At 33.1% G+C, this 17,981-nt stretch carries 11 protein-coding genes and 5 pseudogenes; 11 read left to right on the top strand and 5 right to left on the bottom strand.

What is annotated here, in order from left to right; genetic code table 11:
* The first annotated feature begins 35 nt into the window (after positions 1 to 35).
* The 4 genes and pseudogenes from glgB to ACQ9BO_RS16945 all read left to right on the top strand — a co-directional run bounded on the left by glgB (position 36) and on the right by ACQ9BO_RS16945 (position 6,895).
* Positions 36 to 1,940, top strand: a complete 1,905-nt coding sequence (gene glgB, locus ACQ9BO_RS16960; RefSeq protein WP_431241677.1) for a 1,4-alpha-glucan branching protein GlgB — start codon at positions 36 to 38, stop codon at positions 1,938 to 1,940.
* A gap of 201 nt (positions 1,941 to 2,141) precedes the next feature.
* Positions 2,142 to 4,541, top strand: a complete 2,400-nt coding sequence (locus ACQ9BO_RS16955) for a glycoside hydrolase family 31 protein (RefSeq protein ID WP_431241676.1) — start codon at positions 2,142 to 2,144, stop codon at positions 4,539 to 4,541.
* An 87-nt stretch (positions 4,542 to 4,628) separates the two neighbouring features.
* A pseudogene (locus tag ACQ9BO_RS16950) lies at positions 4,629 to 5,442 on the top strand (M48 family metallopeptidase).
* Between the two features lie 150 nt (positions 5,443 to 5,592).
* Positions 5,593 to 6,895, top strand: a pseudogene (locus ACQ9BO_RS16945) (MFS transporter).
* Positions 6,896 to 7,015: 120 nt separating this feature from the next.
* On the opposite strand, the gene ACQ9BO_RS16940 reads toward ACQ9BO_RS16945, so the two are convergent.
* The 5 genes from ACQ9BO_RS16940 to ACQ9BO_RS16920 are packed head-to-tail and all read right to left on the bottom strand — an operon-like array spanning position 7,016 to position 9,895.
* Positions 7,016 to 7,411, bottom strand: coding sequence for a head GIN domain-containing protein (locus ACQ9BO_RS16940; RefSeq protein WP_431245138.1), 396 nt, complete (start codon positions 7,409 to 7,411; stop codon positions 7,016 to 7,018).
* The gene (locus tag ACQ9BO_RS16935) at positions 7,306 to 7,737 is read right to left on the bottom strand and encodes a GIN domain-containing protein (RefSeq protein ID WP_431241675.1); all 432 of its coding nucleotides are present in this window, start codon (positions 7,735 to 7,737) and stop codon (positions 7,306 to 7,308) included. Before ACQ9BO_RS16935 ends, ACQ9BO_RS16940 begins: the two co-directional genes overlap by 106 nt.
* 19 nt (positions 7,738 to 7,756) lie before the next feature.
* Complete coding sequence (locus tag ACQ9BO_RS16930) at positions 7,757 to 8,818, bottom strand: hypothetical protein (RefSeq protein ID WP_431241674.1); 1,062 nt, start codon at positions 8,816 to 8,818, stop codon at positions 7,757 to 7,759.
* Complete coding sequence (locus ACQ9BO_RS16925) at positions 8,802 to 9,338, bottom strand: anti-sigma factor (protein WP_132991435.1); 537 nt, start codon at positions 9,336 to 9,338, stop codon at positions 8,802 to 8,804. The genes ACQ9BO_RS16930 and ACQ9BO_RS16925 overlap by 17 nt, the downstream gene beginning before the upstream one ends.
* Before the next feature lie 2 nt (positions 9,339 to 9,340).
* Positions 9,341 to 9,895, bottom strand: coding sequence for an RNA polymerase sigma factor (locus tag ACQ9BO_RS16920; RefSeq protein ID WP_431241673.1), 555 nt, complete (start codon positions 9,893 to 9,895; stop codon positions 9,341 to 9,343).
* Between the two features lie 175 nt (positions 9,896 to 10,070).
* On the opposite strand from ACQ9BO_RS16920, the gene ACQ9BO_RS16915 reads away from it, so the two are divergent.
* From ACQ9BO_RS16915 to ACQ9BO_RS16885, 7 genes and pseudogenes are all read left to right on the top strand, one after another.
* Positions 10,071 to 10,775 (top strand): DUF6252 family protein, encoded by a 705-nt coding sequence (locus ACQ9BO_RS16915; protein ID WP_431241672.1) that lies wholly within the window; start codon positions 10,071 to 10,073, stop codon positions 10,773 to 10,775.
* A gap of 8 nt (positions 10,776 to 10,783) precedes the next feature.
* Positions 10,784 to 11,047 carry a hypothetical protein gene (locus ACQ9BO_RS16910; protein ID WP_431241671.1) on the top strand — a complete coding sequence of 88 codons (264 nt, stop codon included), beginning with the start codon at positions 10,784 to 10,786 and terminating at the stop codon, positions 11,045 to 11,047.
* 244 nt (positions 11,048 to 11,291) lie between these two features.
* Positions 11,292 to 13,745, top strand: a complete 2,454-nt coding sequence (lon, locus tag ACQ9BO_RS16905) for an endopeptidase La (RefSeq protein WP_431241670.1) — start codon at positions 11,292 to 11,294, stop codon at positions 13,743 to 13,745.
* Positions 13,746 to 13,951: 206 nt separating this feature from the next.
* Positions 13,952 to 14,972 (top strand): annotated as a pseudogene (porQ, locus tag ACQ9BO_RS16900) (type IX secretion system protein PorQ).
* A gap of 3 nt (positions 14,973 to 14,975) precedes the next feature.
* Positions 14,976 to 15,581, top strand: a complete 606-nt coding sequence (locus ACQ9BO_RS16895) for a murein L,D-transpeptidase catalytic domain-containing protein (protein WP_132990892.1) — start codon at positions 14,976 to 14,978, stop codon at positions 15,579 to 15,581.
* A gap of 197 nt (positions 15,582 to 15,778) precedes the next feature.
* Positions 15,779 to 16,472: pseudogene (gene cmk / locus ACQ9BO_RS16890) on the top strand ((d)CMP kinase).
* Between the two features lie 69 nt (positions 16,473 to 16,541).
* Positions 16,542 to 17,919: pseudogene (locus ACQ9BO_RS16885) on the top strand (nucleoside permease).
* Positions 17,920 to 17,981 lie beyond the last annotated feature (62 nt).

Raw genomic sequence — 17,981 nt, 5'->3', positions numbered from 1 at the left:
ACCCAAAAACTCAATTATTGCCTTAAAAACCAAATATGACAAAAGTAATTACGCATTCTCTATTTACCGATTTTGATATTGATTTATTCAAAGCAGGAAAACATTTCAAATTATATGAAAAGTTAGGAGCGCATTTAATTGAAGTAAATGGGACAAAAGGCGTTTATTTTGCCGTTTGGGCCCCGACAGCCAAATCGGTTTCTGTTGTTGGAGATTTTAATTATTGGGTTCAAGGCGAACATGAATTGCAAGTTCGTTGGGATTCTTCTGGAATTTGGGAAGGATTTATTCCTGATTTGTCCAAAGGTTCGCTTTATAAATACAAAATTCAGTCGCATATTGATGGTGTTGTAACCGAAAAAGCAGATCCGTTTGCTTTATATTGTGAAAAACCACCACATACCGCATCAGTTGTCTGGGATTTAGATTACAATTGGAAAGATGAAAATTGGATGGAATCGCGCCATGAAAATAATGCTCTTGATAAACCTTATTCAGTTTATGAAGTGCATTTAGGATCTTGGAAACGTGCAGAACATAATCGATTTTTGACTTATTTAGAATTAGCAGATGATTTGGTAAATTATGTAAAAGAAACTGGTTTTACCCATGTTGAATTCATGCCGATTATGGAATATCCTTATGATCCTTCTTGGGGATATCAACTTACAGGCTATTTTGCGCCAACTTCTCGTTTTGGAAAACCTCAGGATTTTATGGTTTTGGTTGACAAACTTCATCAGGCTGGAATTGGTGTAATTTTAGATTGGGTTCCATCGCACTTTCCCGATGATGCACACGGTTTAGGCTTTTTCGATGGTTCGCATTTATATGAGCATCCAGATAGAAGAAAAGGCTATCATCCGGATTGGAAAAGCTTGGTTTTTAATTATGGTCGAAATGAAGTTCGTGCTTTTTTAATCAGTAATGCTGTTTTTTGGCTTCAAAATTATCATGCTGACGGATTAAGAGTTGATGCAGTAGCTTCGATGTTATATCTTGATTATTCTAGAAATGACGGTGAATGGGAACCTAATATTTATGGCGGAAGAGAAAATTTAGACAGTATTAGTTTTCTTAAAGAATTCAATGAAGTTATCTATTCTAACTTTAATGGAGTTCAGACAATTGCTGAAGAAAGTACATCTTTCCCGATGGTTTCGAGGCCAACATCTTATGGAGGTTTAGGCTTTGGAATGAAGTGGATGATGGGCTGGATGCATGATACGCTGAAATATTTTCAAAAAGAAACGGTTTATCGAAAATACCATCAAAACGATTTGACTTTTTCAATGACGTATGCTTTCACAGAAAATTTTATGCTTCCGTTTTCTCATGACGAAGTGGTGTATGGCAAAAAATCGCTGATTTATAAAATGCCTGGGGATGAATGGCAACGATTTGCAAATTTGAGATTGCTTTACGGTTATATGTTTACACATCCGGGAACAAAATTATTGTTTATGGGAGCAGAATTCGGGCAAAGCGATGAATGGAATTTTGAAAAGAGCTTAGATTGGCATTTGCTTCAATATGATTATCACTCGGGAATCAAAAAAGTGATTACAGATTTGAATCAATTATACAAATCTCAGCCGGCATTGTACGAAAAGCAATTTACAGGTGAAGGTTTTGAATGGATAAACTATTCAGATCATCAAAATGCTGTTATTTCTTATATCAGAAAAGGAAATAATCCTGATGAGAATTTGGTTGTAATTTGCAATTTTACGCAAGTTGTCAGGGAAAACTATAGAATTGGTATTTCCAAAAAAGGAAAATTAAATGAGATTTTCAATAGTGATGCTGTAATTTATGGTGGAAGCGGAGTAGGGAATTCAAAATCTTTAAAAATTGATAATTCGCCTTATGACGGCAGAGATTATTCGGTCGAATTAATTTTGCCTCCGTTGAGCGTTACTGTTTATTCTTTTGAATAGAAAATTAGAGATAATTTCTGGGAATGCTTTTTTGTCATTTTAGCGTTTTTAAATTATCGAATTATTGATTTTTTGTAAAGTAATTTGTTACTCATTCAGAAAAAACGTTTTCGTGAATAAACCTTTTATTCATAGTGCTTTACCAAGTTTTTTTGTATGTTTGAAGTAGGGATTGAGTTATATAATTAAGACAATAGCGATATGATTACAAATACATCACTAGAACATAAAGGCAATTTATTTCCGTCAAAAATAGTTTCGTACGAGCATGAGGGAGATTCCATTTCTTTTTACACTGACAATAATGTAATTTTAAAAGTCACGGTTCTTAGAGACAGTTTAATTCGTTTTCGTTTTACCACAAAAGGCTATTTCAGCAACGATTTTTCGTATGCGATTGATAAAACGCAATTGCATGGCTATAATTTTTTGCAAGTCAGCGAAGACGAAAATTATTTTGAAATCAGAACCAGCAAGGTAATTTGTAAAATTAAAAAAGCAGATGTCCGTTTGTCTATTTATGACTTAGAAAATTGTTTGATTCTTCAGGATGAACTTGGATTTCACTGGGAAGAAAGCTACGAATACGGTGGAAACATTGTGAAAATGAGTAAGTCTTCAAAAGATGGAGAATGTTTTTACGGTCTTGGAGACAAAGCCACTCAAATGAACTTAAAAGGTAAAAGAGTAGAGAATTTTGCCACCGATCAATATGCTTATCACAAAGACCAAGAGCCTCTTTATAAAGTAGTTCCGTTTTATATCGGATTACACAATCAAAAATCTTACGGCGTTTTCTTTGATAACACTTTTAGAACCTTTTTTGATTTTTGTCAGGAAAGAAGAAATGTAACCAGTTTTTGGGCAGAAGGTGGAGAAATGAATTATTACTTCATTTATGGTCCGCAAATGCAGGATGTGGTTACAACTTATACTGATTTAACTGGAAAACCTGAATTACCGCCACTTTGGGTTTTAGGTTACCATCAATGTAAATGGAGTTACTATCCAGAAAGTAAAGTCAAAGAAATCACTTCAAAATTTAGAGAACTTAAAATTCCATGTGATGCCATTTATTTGGACATTGATTATATGGATGGTTTTCGATGTTTTACATGGAATAAAGAATATTTTCCTGATCCAAAAAAGATGGTTGCCGAACTAGCCGAAGACGGTTTCAAAACAATCGTAATCATCGATCCCGGAATTAAAATTGATAAAAATTATTGGGTTTATAAAGAAGCTCTAGAAAAAGATTATTTCTGCAAACGTGCCGATGGTCCTTATATGAAAGGAAAAGTTTGGCCTGGAGAATGTAATTTTCCAGATTATACAAATCCCGTAGTAAGAGAATGGTGGGCAGGATTATTTAAAGAATTAATTTCAGATATTGGTGTAAAAGGAGTCTGGAATGATATGAATGAACCAGCTGTTATGGAGGTTCCAAACAAAACTTTCCCGATGGATGTTCGACATGTTTATGACGGAAACCCTTGTAGTCATAGAAAAGCACATAATATTTACGGAACACAAATGGCTAGAGCCACTTATCACGGTGTAAAACGCTTTGCTTATCCAAAACGTCCATTCGTGATTACAAGGTCAGCTTATTCTGGCGCTCAACGTTATACATCATCATGGACGGGAGATAACGTCGCAACTTGGGAACATTTGTGGATTGCGAATATTCAGGTTCAGAGAATGTCAATTTCAGGAATGGGCTTTACTGGTTCTGATATTGGAGGTTTTGCTGAACAACCTACAGGAGAATTATATGCACGCTGGATTCAGTTAGGTGTTTTTCATCCTTTTTGCAGAACGCATTCTTCTGGTGATCACGGGAATCAGGAACCTTGGGCTTTTGATGAAGAAGTAATTAATATTACCAGAAAATTTGTGAGTCTTCGTTATCAGCTTCTTCCATACTTATATACTATGTTTTGGCAATATATTGAAGAAGGAATTCCGATGTTGAAACCTTTAGTTTATTATGATCAAGATGACACACAAACGCATTATCGAAATGACGAATTTATCTTCGGAAACCAAATTTTAGTATGTCCAATTCTTGAACCTAATGCTGTAGGTAGACGCATGTATATACCTAGAGGTGAATGGTATAATTTCTGGACAAACGAGCTTTTTGTTGGAGGGCGAGAAATTTGGATTGATACAAAATTTGACGAAATTCCGGTTTTTATAAAAGCGGGTGCTATTATTCCAAAATATCCTGTTCAGCAATATGTTGGTGAATTAGAATTTGATGAATTGACTTTGGATGTTTATTATAAACATGGAAAAGAAAAATCAGCAGTTTATGAAGATGCGCAGGATGGTTACGATTATAAAAAAGGACGTTACAGCCATTTATCATTGCGTTCTATTGGAAAAGATAAAGAATTGATTATTCAGCTTCATAAAGAAGGGAAATATGATACGCCATACAGTAAGTATAAAATCAATTTAATTGGACTTCCGTTTAAAGTTACTGAAATCGAAATCGACAATGAAAAAATCGAATTTGATAAAATTGCATTTGCGCAAAATAACTTCTTAATTGTTGATAAAGAATTCAATGAACTCCATATTGTTGGTGAATAAGTAAATTCTGGTAAATTTTTAAAAAATTCTATAATAATTTTGACTTTTATTAGTTGTATTTTTGTGTGTGTTTAAATTTTTAAGATCATGAAAAAACATCTAATTGCGGGGGTTTTTACAGCTGTTTTGGTTTACAGTTGCGCAACAAACCCAATAACAGGAAAACAAAATTTAAATTTTGTTTCCAATAGTGAATTATTTCCATCTTCATTTCAACAGTACAATCAGTTTTTGACTGAAAACAAAGTAATTACTGGAACTTCAGATGCAAAACTTGTAGAAACAGTTGGGTATAAAATTAAATTGGTCGCAGAAAAATATTTGAACTATTTAGGACAAACCCAATATTTGAAAGATTATCGTTGGGAATATAAATTAGTTGATAATAAAGAAGTTAATGCATGGTGTTTGCCTGGCGGTAAAATTGTTGTTTATTCAGGTATTTTGCCAGTTACGCAAAATGAATCTGGTTTGGCAACTGTAATGGGACATGAGGTTTCGCACGCATTAGCTAATCACGGTGCACAAAGAATGTCGGCGGCACAATTGCGAGCAAATTGGTGGAGTCGCTTTAGGAGCCGCAACAAGCGGAAAATCTGAAGCAACGCAACAAATTTTTGCACAAGCATACGGAATTGGATCTGAAGTAGGAGTAATGCTTCCTTTCAGCAGAAGCAATGAAAGCGAAGCTGATAAAATTGGTCTTACATTAATGGCGATTGCCGGCTATAATCCAGATGACGCAGTTTCATTTTGGAGCAGAATGGTCGCAAAATCGGGAGCATCAGGAACTCCAGAATTTATGAGCACACACCCTTCAGATGCGACAAGAATTGCTAATATAAAAGCATTGGTTCCTGAAGCTAAAGCAATTGCGCTTAAAGTAGGAACTATAAAATAAATTTTACATTGCAAAGACATGATATTAAAAGCTATTCGTTTTCGAGTAGCTTTTTTTGCTTTATGATTTAATAATATACGAATTGAAATATTTGTATTCGATTATCATAAAAATTAGATAAATTCGTAGCGCATTAACAAAACCATTTCTATGAAAAACCTACCAAAAGGAGATAAGAAACTATTAAATGCCTGGGCATTTTATGATTGGGCAAATTCAGTTTATACACTTACGATAGCTTCGGCAGTATTTCCTATATTTTACGAAGCATTGTTTACAAATCGCGGTCATTATATTGATGTTTTCGGGATGCATCTCAAAAATTCTGCATTAATTAGTTTTACCACTGCGGCAGTTGTTTTTAGTTGTTTCATTTATTTCGCCATTATTATCAGGAATTGCAGATTATGTGGGAAATAAAAAGGCGTTCATGAAATTCTTTTGCTATTTAGGCGCTTCGTCATGTATGGGATTGTATTGGTTTGATCTTGGGCATATTTATATCGGATTAGCATTTTATTTCTTAGGATTGATAGGATATTGGGGAAGTTTGGTTTTTTACAATTCCTATTTGCCAGATATTGCTTTTGAGGATCAACAGGATAGAATAAGTGCCAAAGGATATTCATTAGGATATATTGGTAGCGTAATTTTATTAGTGATTAATCTTGGAATGATCATGTTTCCAGATACTTTCCATATTACAGCAATGGAAGCAATGCGTTATTCTTTTATTATGGTAGGTGTTTGGTGGATTCTTTTTAGCCAATATACCTATTATTATTTGCCAAAAGGAAGCAAAGAAAATGGCCAAAAATTGACTAGAAGTGTTGTTTTCAATGGTTTTAAAGAGTTAAAAAAAGTTTGGGGTTTATTGAATGATAATATCCCTTTAAGAAGATATCTAGGCGGATTTTTTGTTTCAAGCATGGCAGTGCAAACCGTAATGCTGGTAGCAACTTATTTTGGTGCGCAAGAAATTAAGTGGTCGTCACCAGAAGAAAGTCAACAAGGATTAATTATTTGCATTTTGTTAATTCAGCTAGTAGCTGTTGTTGGGGCTGTTTTAACTTCAAGAGCTTCGGCAAAATATGGAAATGTACCAACTTTGATTTTTATCAACGCTATTTGGGCAGTATTTTGCGCTTTGGCATATTTTATAACATTGCCAATGCATTTTTATGTTATGGCAACCGTTGCGGGATTTGTAATGGGAGGAATCCAGGCATTGTCACGTTCTACGTATTCAAAATTGTTGCCTGAAACAGAAGATACAGCTTCGTTTTTTAGTTTTTATGATGTTGCCGAAAAAATAGGAATTGTAATAGGAATGTGTATTTATGGAATAATTGACCAACATTGGGGGCCACGCGCCGCCATTGTAATTTTGGCGATTTTCTTTGTTACGGCAATTTTCCTTCTAAGAAGAGTTCATAAAAAAGAGGCACTTTAAGTGCCTCTTTTTATTTAATAAAGTATGAAGAAAATAAAACTCAATAATAAAAGACGAATGATTGTTCGATTTTTGATTTGATGATTTTTAAAAATCTTTTATTATTGAGTTCTTTTTAATTTATGCTTTTGAAATACTTCCTGAACCTGAAACTTTCACATCACGTTTTTCAGGATTTCCAGTATATTTAATGTCTCCTGAGCCAGAAACTCTTGCTGTTAAGCTTTCATTGCAGTTGATTTTAACATCACCTGAACCTGAAACCATAACATTAGCATTTTTAGACTTCAAATTAGTCGCTTCGATATCACCTGAACCAGAAAGCTTGATAACTAAGTCATCTGAATTCCCTTTTAATTTAATGTCTCCTGAACCGCTCAAACTAAAATCAAAAGAGTTTGCCGCAACATCTAAATCAATATCTCCTGAACCGGATAATTTTGCTGAAAATTTATCATTTTTAATCGGCGATTTTGTAACAACATCTCCTGAGCCAGAAAGATTAAGTTCAGATATTTTTTCGAATGGAACTGTAATCTCAACTTTTTTCCTGTACTCGGACGAATATTGGTTCCCTTTTTTGTATAAATTTTTAAAGCATTATTTTCGACTTCAACAATAATTGCGGCTAGAATATTTTCTTCTCCTTTAATTGTAATTTTCCCTTCTTTTCCCGCTACTAAATCAACATCATAAAAACCTGATATTTTGATTGCATCATATTCTGAAGTTGTTCTTGTCTGAGTTACAACATTGCCGTTTCCGTTAATTTTTTCTTGTGCATTAGCTGTAAGGCCAATTAAAAGTGCACTGCAAACTACTGATTGAATAATTTTTTTCATGGTTTTTGATTATTTAAAATTATTGTTTTTTGATTAATGATACGTTTCCGTAAGTTGAATTAATTATTACTTTATTCTGACCTTTCTTTTTATGATAACCGCTTATAGTTTTTGAGTTGTTTTTAGTTTCACTCACATTAATTTCAAGATCATCTCCATTTTTAATGCTGGCATATTTGGTATTAATATCAAAATCGAAAGCGTAATTATAATTGTAGCCTAATGAAATATCAGTATATCCAGAATTGATATTGACATTATTTGCCTTTTCAGTCAGCGAGCCAATATTGACTTTGCTGTAATTTGTATTAATGCTTAAATTGCTTGATACTTCAGCAACAGATACTGTAAGGTAGTTTCCAGAACCTGAAAAAGAGTTTACTTTTTGAAATTTCAAATTTCCGTAATTACAGTCGTATTTAATGTTTTGAGCGTCAGAAACTACTAAATCTGTATAATTTGCATCAAAATTGATATTGCCTGAATCATTGATTTTCAAACCTGAATAACGAGCTTCTACAGTTCCATTTTTGATATAATCGATAGATGAATTTTGGCAATATTCGATATTTAGCCTGTTTGTTGCATTGTTCAATTTCCCAAGAGTAACTTTTCCGTATTTACAGCTAATGTCAGTTGCGCCTTCAATAGTCATTGTTGTAATATTTCCGTATTTGTTCATCAATTTTACGGTTCCGTTTTTCGGGATTTTGATTACATAATTGATCTCAAAACTATTGTCGCTTCCTCTTCCTTTGTTGGTAGAACTTCCGATTTTAGTAACCACTGTAACCATTGATTTTAAAGCTGTAATATCAACATCAATAGTGTTCAGTTTTTCGTTTACCCAATTTTCATTTCCGCCAGTCACTTTGATTGTGATGTCAAGATCTACTTTATCTTCGTCCCAAGTGGATACCGAAATGTTTCCATATTTATTGTCAATATCAATTCCTGCATTAGAATTTACTATATAGGTTTTTTTGATATTTTTTTGTTTCGAAATATTCGTGTCATCATTTGAAAACCCCAAAAAAGGCATCAAGATGAACAGAATTAGTATTTTATAATGTTTTTTCATGGCTTGTGTTTTTTAAATTTTCGTTTTCTTCAATTCTTTTCAAAACCGTCTGCAGAAATGAAATTCTTGTTTGCAGATTGCTTATCATGGCATAAATGATTTGTTTGTTTTCACCGTTTTTTTGCAATTCATTAATGATTTTTTGATAATCGGCATCAAAAACTTTCATTTGTTTTAATGCATCATTTATGATCTGCTCATTTTCGGGCGAACTTTTTTCTTTAAGTTTAACCAGCTCGTTATCAATCAGAATATTGAAAATAGAATCGGTACGCTGTGTTTCTTTAGATGCAAATTTGAATTCCTTTGGTTTCTCATTTTTATAAAAAACAGTTATTCCAAGCATTAAAACTATAGTCGCCGCAATTGCTGTGGCAAACCAATAATTTCTCTTTTTAGGTTGTTTTTGGTTTAATTTATTCAAGAAAATATCCTGATGATCTGGATTTAATTCTTGAACATCCCATTGGTCTTCAAACTTGTTGAATAATTGATCTAAATTGTCGTTGTTCTTTTCCATTTTCATATCTCCTCTAATTTTTTTCGCAAACTTTCCTTTGCTCTGCTTAATGTTGTTCGGCAGTTTTGATAACTAATATTCAAAATTTCGCTTATTTCTTCTTGATCGTAACCTTCAATGTAAAAAAGTGTCAGAACCATTCGGTAATTGTCTTTCAGACTTAAAATAGTGTCTAAAACTTGTTTTACTTTTAAAGTGTTAAAATCAATGGTTTCAGAATAAAAGTCATCCTTATCTTCAATTTTATAAAGCGTCTTGCTTAGATCGTCGATCTGAAAAGCATTATTCTTTTTATAAAAATCAATACTATAATTGATCACAATTTTCTTCAGCCACGCGCCAAAAGCAACTTCTTGTTTGTAGTCGTTTATTTTTGTAAATGCTTTCAAAAAACCTTCTTGCATGACGTCTTGTGCAAAATGTTCGTCTTTTACAATACGGTAAGCCACGTTGTACATAGCTTTGCTGTATCGGTTGTAAATTTCAAATTGGGCTTTTTGATTATTCTCTTTACAAAGCGCGATTAATTCTTCGATATTTTGGTTGGTTATACTCAAGTAATGATTGCTAGTTTTTTATAAGGACTTGACTTTTTTTAGTTTGTTACAGTTTCTATAAAATTAATTTTATTTTTTTAAAATAATTTAGAATGTGTAAGATTTTTATTTCTTTGGATAAAATCTATATTTGTACGTAAAATAAATACCACATGAAAAAAATACTTTATTTCTTTTGCTTTTCGCAATATGCACTCTTTTAGGTTCTTGTAGTCCTTTTGATGATGGATGTGATATCCAAGGTTCTGAGAATAGTGGAAACGGAAACGGAAATGGAAGCGGAACTGTTGAAGAAAAGGCTGTTTTTAAGGCTAAAATCGGAACAGAAGAATTTGTTGCAAATACTACAACCGCTGTTGTAACAGATAACTATGTATTAATAGCTGGAACTAGATCTTCAAAAGGAGATTTAATTCAAATCATTTTGCCAAGCAATAAAGTAGGAACATATACATGGGCAAACAGCAAAGAAAATGCGGATCATTTTGTTTTGGCTTACGCCGAAAAAGTTGATGTAGATGCATTTGCTAGTATTTCAAACGAAGATGCGGCATCTTTAGAAGTAAAAAATTATACCGATACAGCAATTATTAAAATTACTGCGGTGGATAAAACAAAAAAAACAATTTCAGGTACTTTTCAATTTACAGGATTTAGAGAGACTGATAATGGTTCAACTGAAACTAAAGTAATTACAAATGGTACTTTTGTTAATGTGCCTTATACAACAGATATTCCTGCAGATGATTCAGATCAAATTTTGAAAGCAAAAGTAAATGGGGTTGATTTCATTAATGATAAAGTTGATGTAACTGCTGTAAGTGCATCTGGTAGTAATCCATATTATAGTATAGTTGGAAAAAGAATGATGGGAGTGTAAGTGTTGGTTTGAGTATTAATAAATCATATGGAGCCGGAACTTATCAGGTTTCAACTAATTCATCAAATACGGGTGGCGCTCTTGAAAACGTTGTTGCAGGTACTTTCAGAATAAATGATTACATATATACATCTAAATCTGGGTCAATAACAATTGTTTCAAAAACAGCAACAAAGCTCGTGGGGACTTTTGATTTGGTCGTTCAAAATTTTAGTATAAATGATGAAAAAACAATTTCAGGATCTTTTGATATAGATATAGAAGGTTTATAATAATTTATTCTTGACTCGCTTAAAATCCGCCTTGTGCGGATTTTTTTGGTAATACAATTTGATTTTATTAGTTTGGTCGATTAAATAGATACTGTATGTTCCATTCTTGGCATAGTGATTGTCTATTTTATAGGTGTATCTTGTAAATTAAGTTTTAGCTTGTTTTTATTAGAAAATAATGAATTTCGAGCTTTATTTGCAAGTTGTATTAATCATTTAATGACAAAACGACTTATATATTATTATGTCAAATCATAAAATACTTACTATTGACAATCTGTCACTTCAGGAATTTGATTCTGAAGCAGAATTAATTCCATTGTTAACTCCCGAAGACGAAGAAGAAATGAATAATGAGGAACTTCCTGTTTCTCTGCCAATTTTGCCTTTGCGTAATACTGTTTTATTTCCAGGTGTTGTTATTCCTATTTCAGCGGGAAGAGATAAATCTATCAAATTGATTAATGATGCCAATGCAGGCGGAAAAATAATTGGTGTAGTATCTCAGATTAATGAAGAAGACGAAGATCCATCTAAAGATGATATTCATAAAATTGGAACTGTAGCCAGAATTCTTCGCGTTTTAAAAATGCCTGACGGAAATGTTACCGTTATTTTACAAGGAAAAAAACGTTTTGAAATTGACGAAGTAGTTTCAGAAGAACCTTATATGAATGCAACAATAAAAGAGGTTGCAGAAGAAAGGCCAGCAGACAATGACACTGAATTTACAGCAATTTTAGATTCAGTTAAAGAATTGGCAATTCAGATTATCAAAGAGAGCCCAAATATTCCATCAGAAGCTACATTTGCGATTAAAAACATTGAGAGTCAATCGTTCTTGATCAATTTTGTTTCTTCAAACATGAATTTATCGGTAAAAGAAAAACAAGGGCTTTTATCAATAAATGGATTAAAAGAGCGCGCTTTGGAAACTTTGCGTTATATGAATGTTGAACTTCAAAAATTAGAATTGAAGAATGACATTCAGTCAAAAGTTCGTTTTGATTTAGATCAGCAACAAAGAGAATATTTCCTTCATCAACAAATGAAAACCATTCAGGAAGAATTGGGAGGCGTTTCGCAAGAAGAGGAAATGGACGAAATGGGGCAGAAGGCGAAAACCAAAAAATGGGACGAAAAAACACAGAAACATTTCGAGAAAGAATTATCTAAAATGCGTCGTATGAATCCACAATCGCCAGATTTTGGAATTCAACGCAATTATTTAGAGTTGTTTTTAGAATTGCCTTGGGGCGAATATTCTAAAGATAAATTCGATTTAAAACATGCTCAGAGAGTATTAGATAAAGATCATTTTGGACTTGATGAAGTTAAGAAAAGAATGATTGAGCATTTGGCAGTTTTGAAATTGCGAAATGATATGAAATCGCCAATTATTTGTTTAACTGGGCCTCCGGGAGTTGGTAAAACTTCAATAGGGCGTTCGGTTGCAGAAGCTTTAGGTCGTGAATATGTACGTATTTCATTAGGTGGTCTACGTGATGAAGCAGAGATTCGCGGACACAGAAAAACATATATAGGAGCAATGCCAGGAAGAATTATTCAAAGTTTGAAAAAGGCAGGAACTTCAAATCCAGTATTTATTTTAGATGAGATTGATAAATTGTCTAACGGAAATTCTGGAGATCCATCTTCTGCATTATTAGAGGTTTTAGATCCGGAGCAAAACAATGCTTTTTATGATAATTTCCTTGAAATGGGGTATGATTTGTCTAAAGTGATGTTTATTGCAACGTCAAACAATATGGCGGCAATTCAGCCAGCATTGCGCGACAGAATGGAAGTAATCAAAATGTCTGGTTATACAATTGAAGAAAAGGTTGAAATTGCAAAAAGACACCTTTTTCCAAAACAATTAGAGGCACACGGATTAACTTCTAAAGATTTGACAATTGGAAAAAAACAATTGGAAAAAATTGTTGAAGGTTATACACGCGAATCAGGTGTTCGTAACTTAGAAACTAAGATTGCTCAGGTAATTCGTAATGCGGCAAAAGCGGTTGCAATGGAGGAGGAATACAATAAAAAAGTTACAGATGAAGATATCGTAGCTGTTTTGGGAGTTCCGAGATTAGAGCGCGACAAATACGAAAACAATGATGTTGCCGGAGTGGTTACGGGCTTGGCTTGGACAAGTGTTGGAGGAGATATTTTATTTATAGAATCATTGATTTCAGAAGGAAAAGGTGCATTGACAATTACAGGGAATCTTGGAAATGTCATGAAAGAATCGGCTACAATTGCTTTAGAATATATTAAAGCTAATGCTAAGAAATTAGGATTGAGCACGGAAATTTTCCAGAAATATAATATTCACTTGCACGTTCCAGAAGGTGCGACTCCAAAAGATGGTCCAAGTGCTGGTATTGCAATGCTGACTTCATTAGTTTCATTGCTGACTCAAAAGAAAGTAAAGAAAAGCCTTGCAATGACTGGGGAAATTACTTTGCGCGGAAAAGTTTTGCCGGTTGGAGGTATTAAAGAGAAAATCTTAGCCGCAAAAAGAGCAGGCATTAAAGAAATCATTTTGTGCCACGAAAACAAAAGTGATATCGATGAAATCAAAGCTGAATATTTAGAAGGACTTACTTTTCATTATGTAAAAGAAATGAGCGAAGTTCTTGCAATTGCACTTACAGATCAAAGTGTGAAAAATGCAAAACAACTGAAGTAAGCTTTAGTTAAAAAAAGCAATATTATAAAATCCAAATTCCAATTGTTTTAGATTGGAATTTGGATTTTTTTGTTCTTTTTTTGATGTTTTTGGAATTTAATTATGGCATAGTTGTTGATTTTAAGGTAATTATAAAAATTATTTTTTCTATTATATAATTTTATCTTTGCATTTACGTTATTCCCACATAGGAACGTTCCAAAAACATGTTAAAACAGATTGTTTTATTTTTTATGTTGCTACTTTGTTCGAGTTCCATCGGGCAAGTAGGAGGGCGCTACACCTATCAATTTCTAAACCTGACATCATCGCCCAGGCAGGCCGCGTTAGGAGGAAAAGTTATTACGATTTATGATGAAGATGTTAACCAAGTGATGTTTAATCCCGCGGTTTTAAATGAAGATATGGATAATCATTTAGCAATGAATTACGGGAGTTATTACGGCGAAGCATCTTACGGAACAGCTTCGTATGCTTATACTTACGACAGACATATTCAAACTTTTTATGCTGGAGTAAGTTATGTAAACTACGGAAGTTTTGAAGGTTATGATGAAAATGGCCAAGCCACATCAGATTTTACAGGGAGTGAAGGCGCGCTAACACTCGGATATGCTTACAATGTTCCTTATACAGACTTACATATTGGGGTAAACGGGAAGTTAATAACTTCGACTTTAGAGAGTTATAATTCGATTGGAGGAGCAATTGATGTGGGAATTATGTATCAAATTGAAAAAAATGATGTAAATTTGGCCTTAGTATTTCGTAATATAGGAACACAGTTTACAACATATTCAGGAATAAAAGAGAATTTGCCCTTTGAAATCATAGCAGGAGTTTCACAAGAATTAGAGCATGTGCCTGCTTCGTTGGCATCTTACATTAGAAAATTTGCAACAATGGAACATTTCTTTTTCGAATCCCGTTCGTGGTGAAACAAATATTGATGGGTCAACAAGTGACGAGAAAGTCTCGTTTGTAAATAATGCTTTGCGACATGTTGCTTTTGGTTTGGAACTATTCCCCGAAAGAGCATTTAATTTGCGTTTAGGATATAATTTTAGAAGAGGAGAAGAATTGCGAATTGATGAACAACGCAATTTTTCAGGGGTTTCATTAGGATTTGGTTTAAGAATGAATAAATTAAAATTCAATTATTCTTATTCAAGATATACATTGGCGACTAATACAAGTCTTTTTGGTCTAACTTTAAATTTTCAATAATTGATGAAAATATTTACTTTATTTTTGTTTATGACAGTAGGTGTTTTTTCGGGAGCAAAACACTACTTCAAGGAAGATGAATCTACGATAACCAATGTCGAGATCGAAAGAATTAACAGTAGGATAACTGATATAAGAAACATGATTAATGCTGATCGTAGATACAATTCTAAAATCGCATTTTTGATTGATATGAAAGTTCCTTCTGGAAAAAACCGTTTTTTTGTTTACGATTTAGAAAAGAATGAAGTTATAGATCAAGGTCTTGTAGCTCATGGTTCTGGTTCGGAAACTGGTATTAAAGGAATGCTAAAATTTAGCAACATGCCAAATTCTAATTGTACAGCTTTAGGTCGATATTCAATTGGAAAAACATACAAAGGTATTTTTGGCAAAGCTTATAGATTGGCAGGTTTGGATGAAACTAATAATAAGGCTTTAGAGAGAGCCATAGTTTTGCATGCTTATTCTGCAGTTCCGTTGCTAGAACAAGATTATTATATCAGCAACAGCCATGGATGTCCAATGGTAAATGAGGAATTTTTCAAAAGAATTCAAAAAATTATTGATAGTTCCAAAACGAATATTTTAATGGATATTTACTATTAAAATATATAACTGAGAGATAACTTTTTAGTTTAAATTAATATAGCTTTTTATTGTCATTAGTAATTTTGCTTTTGATAATCGAAAGCTTTTTTTGTTTAAAAGTAGTCTTTTATAACTGTTGTAAATCTTCCGAATAAAGAGAAAGATGGTTACATTTGCAACACTTTGATTAATTAGATTAATAAAAAAATAAAAAATTGAAAAAGATTACCATTGCAATCGACGGATTTTCATCAACTGGAAAAAGTACTTTAGCAAAACAACTGGCAAAAGAGCTTGAATATGTCTATGTAGATACTGGAGCAATGTATCGAGCGGTAGCCTATTTTGCGATGCGGCATAATTTTATTGGAGCTGACTTTTTTGAAAAAGAAGCTTTAATTGCATCATTGCCAAAAATTCAGCTAGAGTTCAAATTTAACTCTGATTTAGGTTTTGCAGAAATGTATTTGAATGGTGAAAATGTTGAAAAACAAATTAGGACTATTGAGGTGTCTAATTTTGTTAGTACAGTTGCGGCAGTTTCTGAAGTTCGTTCTAAATTAGTGGAACAACAGCAAGAAATGGGAAAAAACAAAGGAATTGTAATGGATGGGAGAGATATTGGTACTGTCGTTTTTCCTGACGCTGAACTTAAAATATTCATGACTGCTAGTGCCGAAACCCGTGCGCAGAGACGTTTTGATGAATTGCGAGCAAAAAGGCGACAATGTGTCGTATGAAGAAGTTTTGAAAAATGTTGTTGATCGCGATCATATGGATACTCATCGTGAAGATTCTCCATTAATAATTGCCGATGATGCGATTGAGATTGATAATTCCTACTTAAATAAAGAAGAGCAGTTTGCGGCTGTTTTAGAATTAGTAAATGATGTTGTAAAAACCGCTTAATTTTTTGCAGATATTATTTTAAAAAATTAGTTTTACCGCTTTATTTTATTCAAAAGACAATTTTATCATATGGGGATTAAAAATAGATTGATCATAATGAGCTTTCTTCAATTTTTTGTTTGGGGAGCCTGGCTTATAACAATTGGAAATTATTGGTTTGGCACAAAAAACTGGGAAGGAACTCAATTCGGACTCGTTTTTGGAACCATGGGAATTGCTTCTCTTTTTATGCCGACACTTACAGGTATTATTGCAGATAGATGGATTAATGCGGAAAAATTATACGGCGCTCTTCATATACTTTATGCTCGCAGTTTTAGTTGGAATTGCGCAAGTTACTACACCAGATACTTTTATTGTAGTAATGCTTTTAGCAATGTGTTGCTATATGCCAACAATCGCCTTAAGCAACTCGATATCATATACTTCGCTTAAATTAAACAATAAAAATATTGTAAAAGATTTTCCGCCAATTCGTGTTTGGGGAACAATTGGGTTTATTGTGGCTATGTGGATTACAAATTTGAGCGGAAGTAAAGCAACTGAATATCAGTTTTATATTGCCGGAGCTGGTGCTTTAATTTTAGGTTTATACGCTTTTACATTGCCTAAATGTGAACCACAGCGTTTAATTAAAGAAAATGCAACTTGGATTGAAACTTTTGGTTTAGAATCGTTTAAGCTTTTTGCTAATTACAAAATGGCTTTGTTTTTTGTTTTTTCTATGTTTTTAGGAGGAGCATTACAGTTAACAAATGCTTACGGAGATGTGTTTTTGGATGAATTTAAACATTTTCCAAAATATGCAGATTCTTTTGTGATTCAATATTCGACTATCATTATGTCAATTTCTCAGGTTTCTGAAACCTTATTTATTTTAGCGATTCCATTTTTCTTAAGACGTTTCGGAATCAAACAAGTTATGCTGATCAGTATGTTGGCTTGGGTTTTACGTTTCGGATTATTTGCTTTTGGAGATCCTGTTGGAGGTTTATGGATGATTATTCTGTCTTGTATTGTATACGGAATGGCGTTTGATTTCTTTAATATTTCAGGTTCATTATTCGTAGAAAGCAATACCGATTCTAAAATTCGTTCTTCAGCACAAGGATTATTTATGATGATGACCAATGGAGTAGGAGCGGTTTTAGGAAGTTTGACTTCTGGCTGGGCAATCGATCGTTTTTTTACAAAATCATTTGCTAATACAACTGAGTTAGCAGGATTTTTACAAACAGATACAACAAACTCTAAAATGTTGGAATTTGTAAAAGGTCAAGGAAATTCAATTTCTGGAGACGGAGTTTTTTCAAATCCGGTTTTAATGAAAGACTGGCATACTATATGGTTATCTTTTGCTACTTATGCTTTGGTTATTGCAATTGCATTTGCTATTTTGTTTAAACATAAACATGATCCTAAAGAGATTGAGAATTTGAGTCATTAAAAATATATAAAACCCGATAGCTTTGTATCTATCGGGTTTATTTTTGATGTTTGTTTTTAAGA

Source organism: Flavobacterium sp. P21, assembly GCF_050632225.1.
Lineage (GTDB): Bacteria > Bacteroidota > Bacteroidia > Flavobacteriales > Flavobacteriaceae > Flavobacterium.
Note: the sequence above shows the minus strand (reverse complement) of the source record. Positions and strands in the feature narration are given on the sequence as shown.

What these genes read in the sequence shown, in the direction of transcription:
- glgB (WP_431241677.1), top strand. Translation starts at nt 36, where the DNA reads ATGACAAAAGTAATTACGCATTCTCTATTTACCGATTTTGATATTGAT.
- ACQ9BO_RS16955 (WP_431241676.1), top strand. Translation starts at nt 2,142, where the DNA reads ATGATTACAAATACATCACTAGAACATAAAGGCAATTTATTTCCGTCA.
- ACQ9BO_RS16935 (WP_431241675.1), bottom strand. Translation starts at nt 7,737, where the DNA reads ATGAAAAAAATTATTCAATCAGTAGTTTGCAGTGCACTTTTAATTGGC.
- ACQ9BO_RS16930 (WP_431241674.1), bottom strand. Translation starts at nt 8,818, where the DNA reads ATGAAAAAACATTATAAAATACTAATTCTGTTCATCTTGATGCCTTTT.
- ACQ9BO_RS16925 (WP_132991435.1), bottom strand. Translation starts at nt 9,338, where the DNA reads ATGGAAAAGAACAACGACAATTTAGATCAATTATTCAACAAGTTTGAA.
- lon (WP_431241670.1), top strand. Translation starts at nt 11,292, where the DNA reads ATGTCAAATCATAAAATACTTACTATTGACAATCTGTCACTTCAGGAA.
- ACQ9BO_RS16895 (WP_132990892.1), top strand. Translation starts at nt 14,976, where the DNA reads ATGAAAATATTTACTTTATTTTTGTTTATGACAGTAGGTGTTTTTTCG.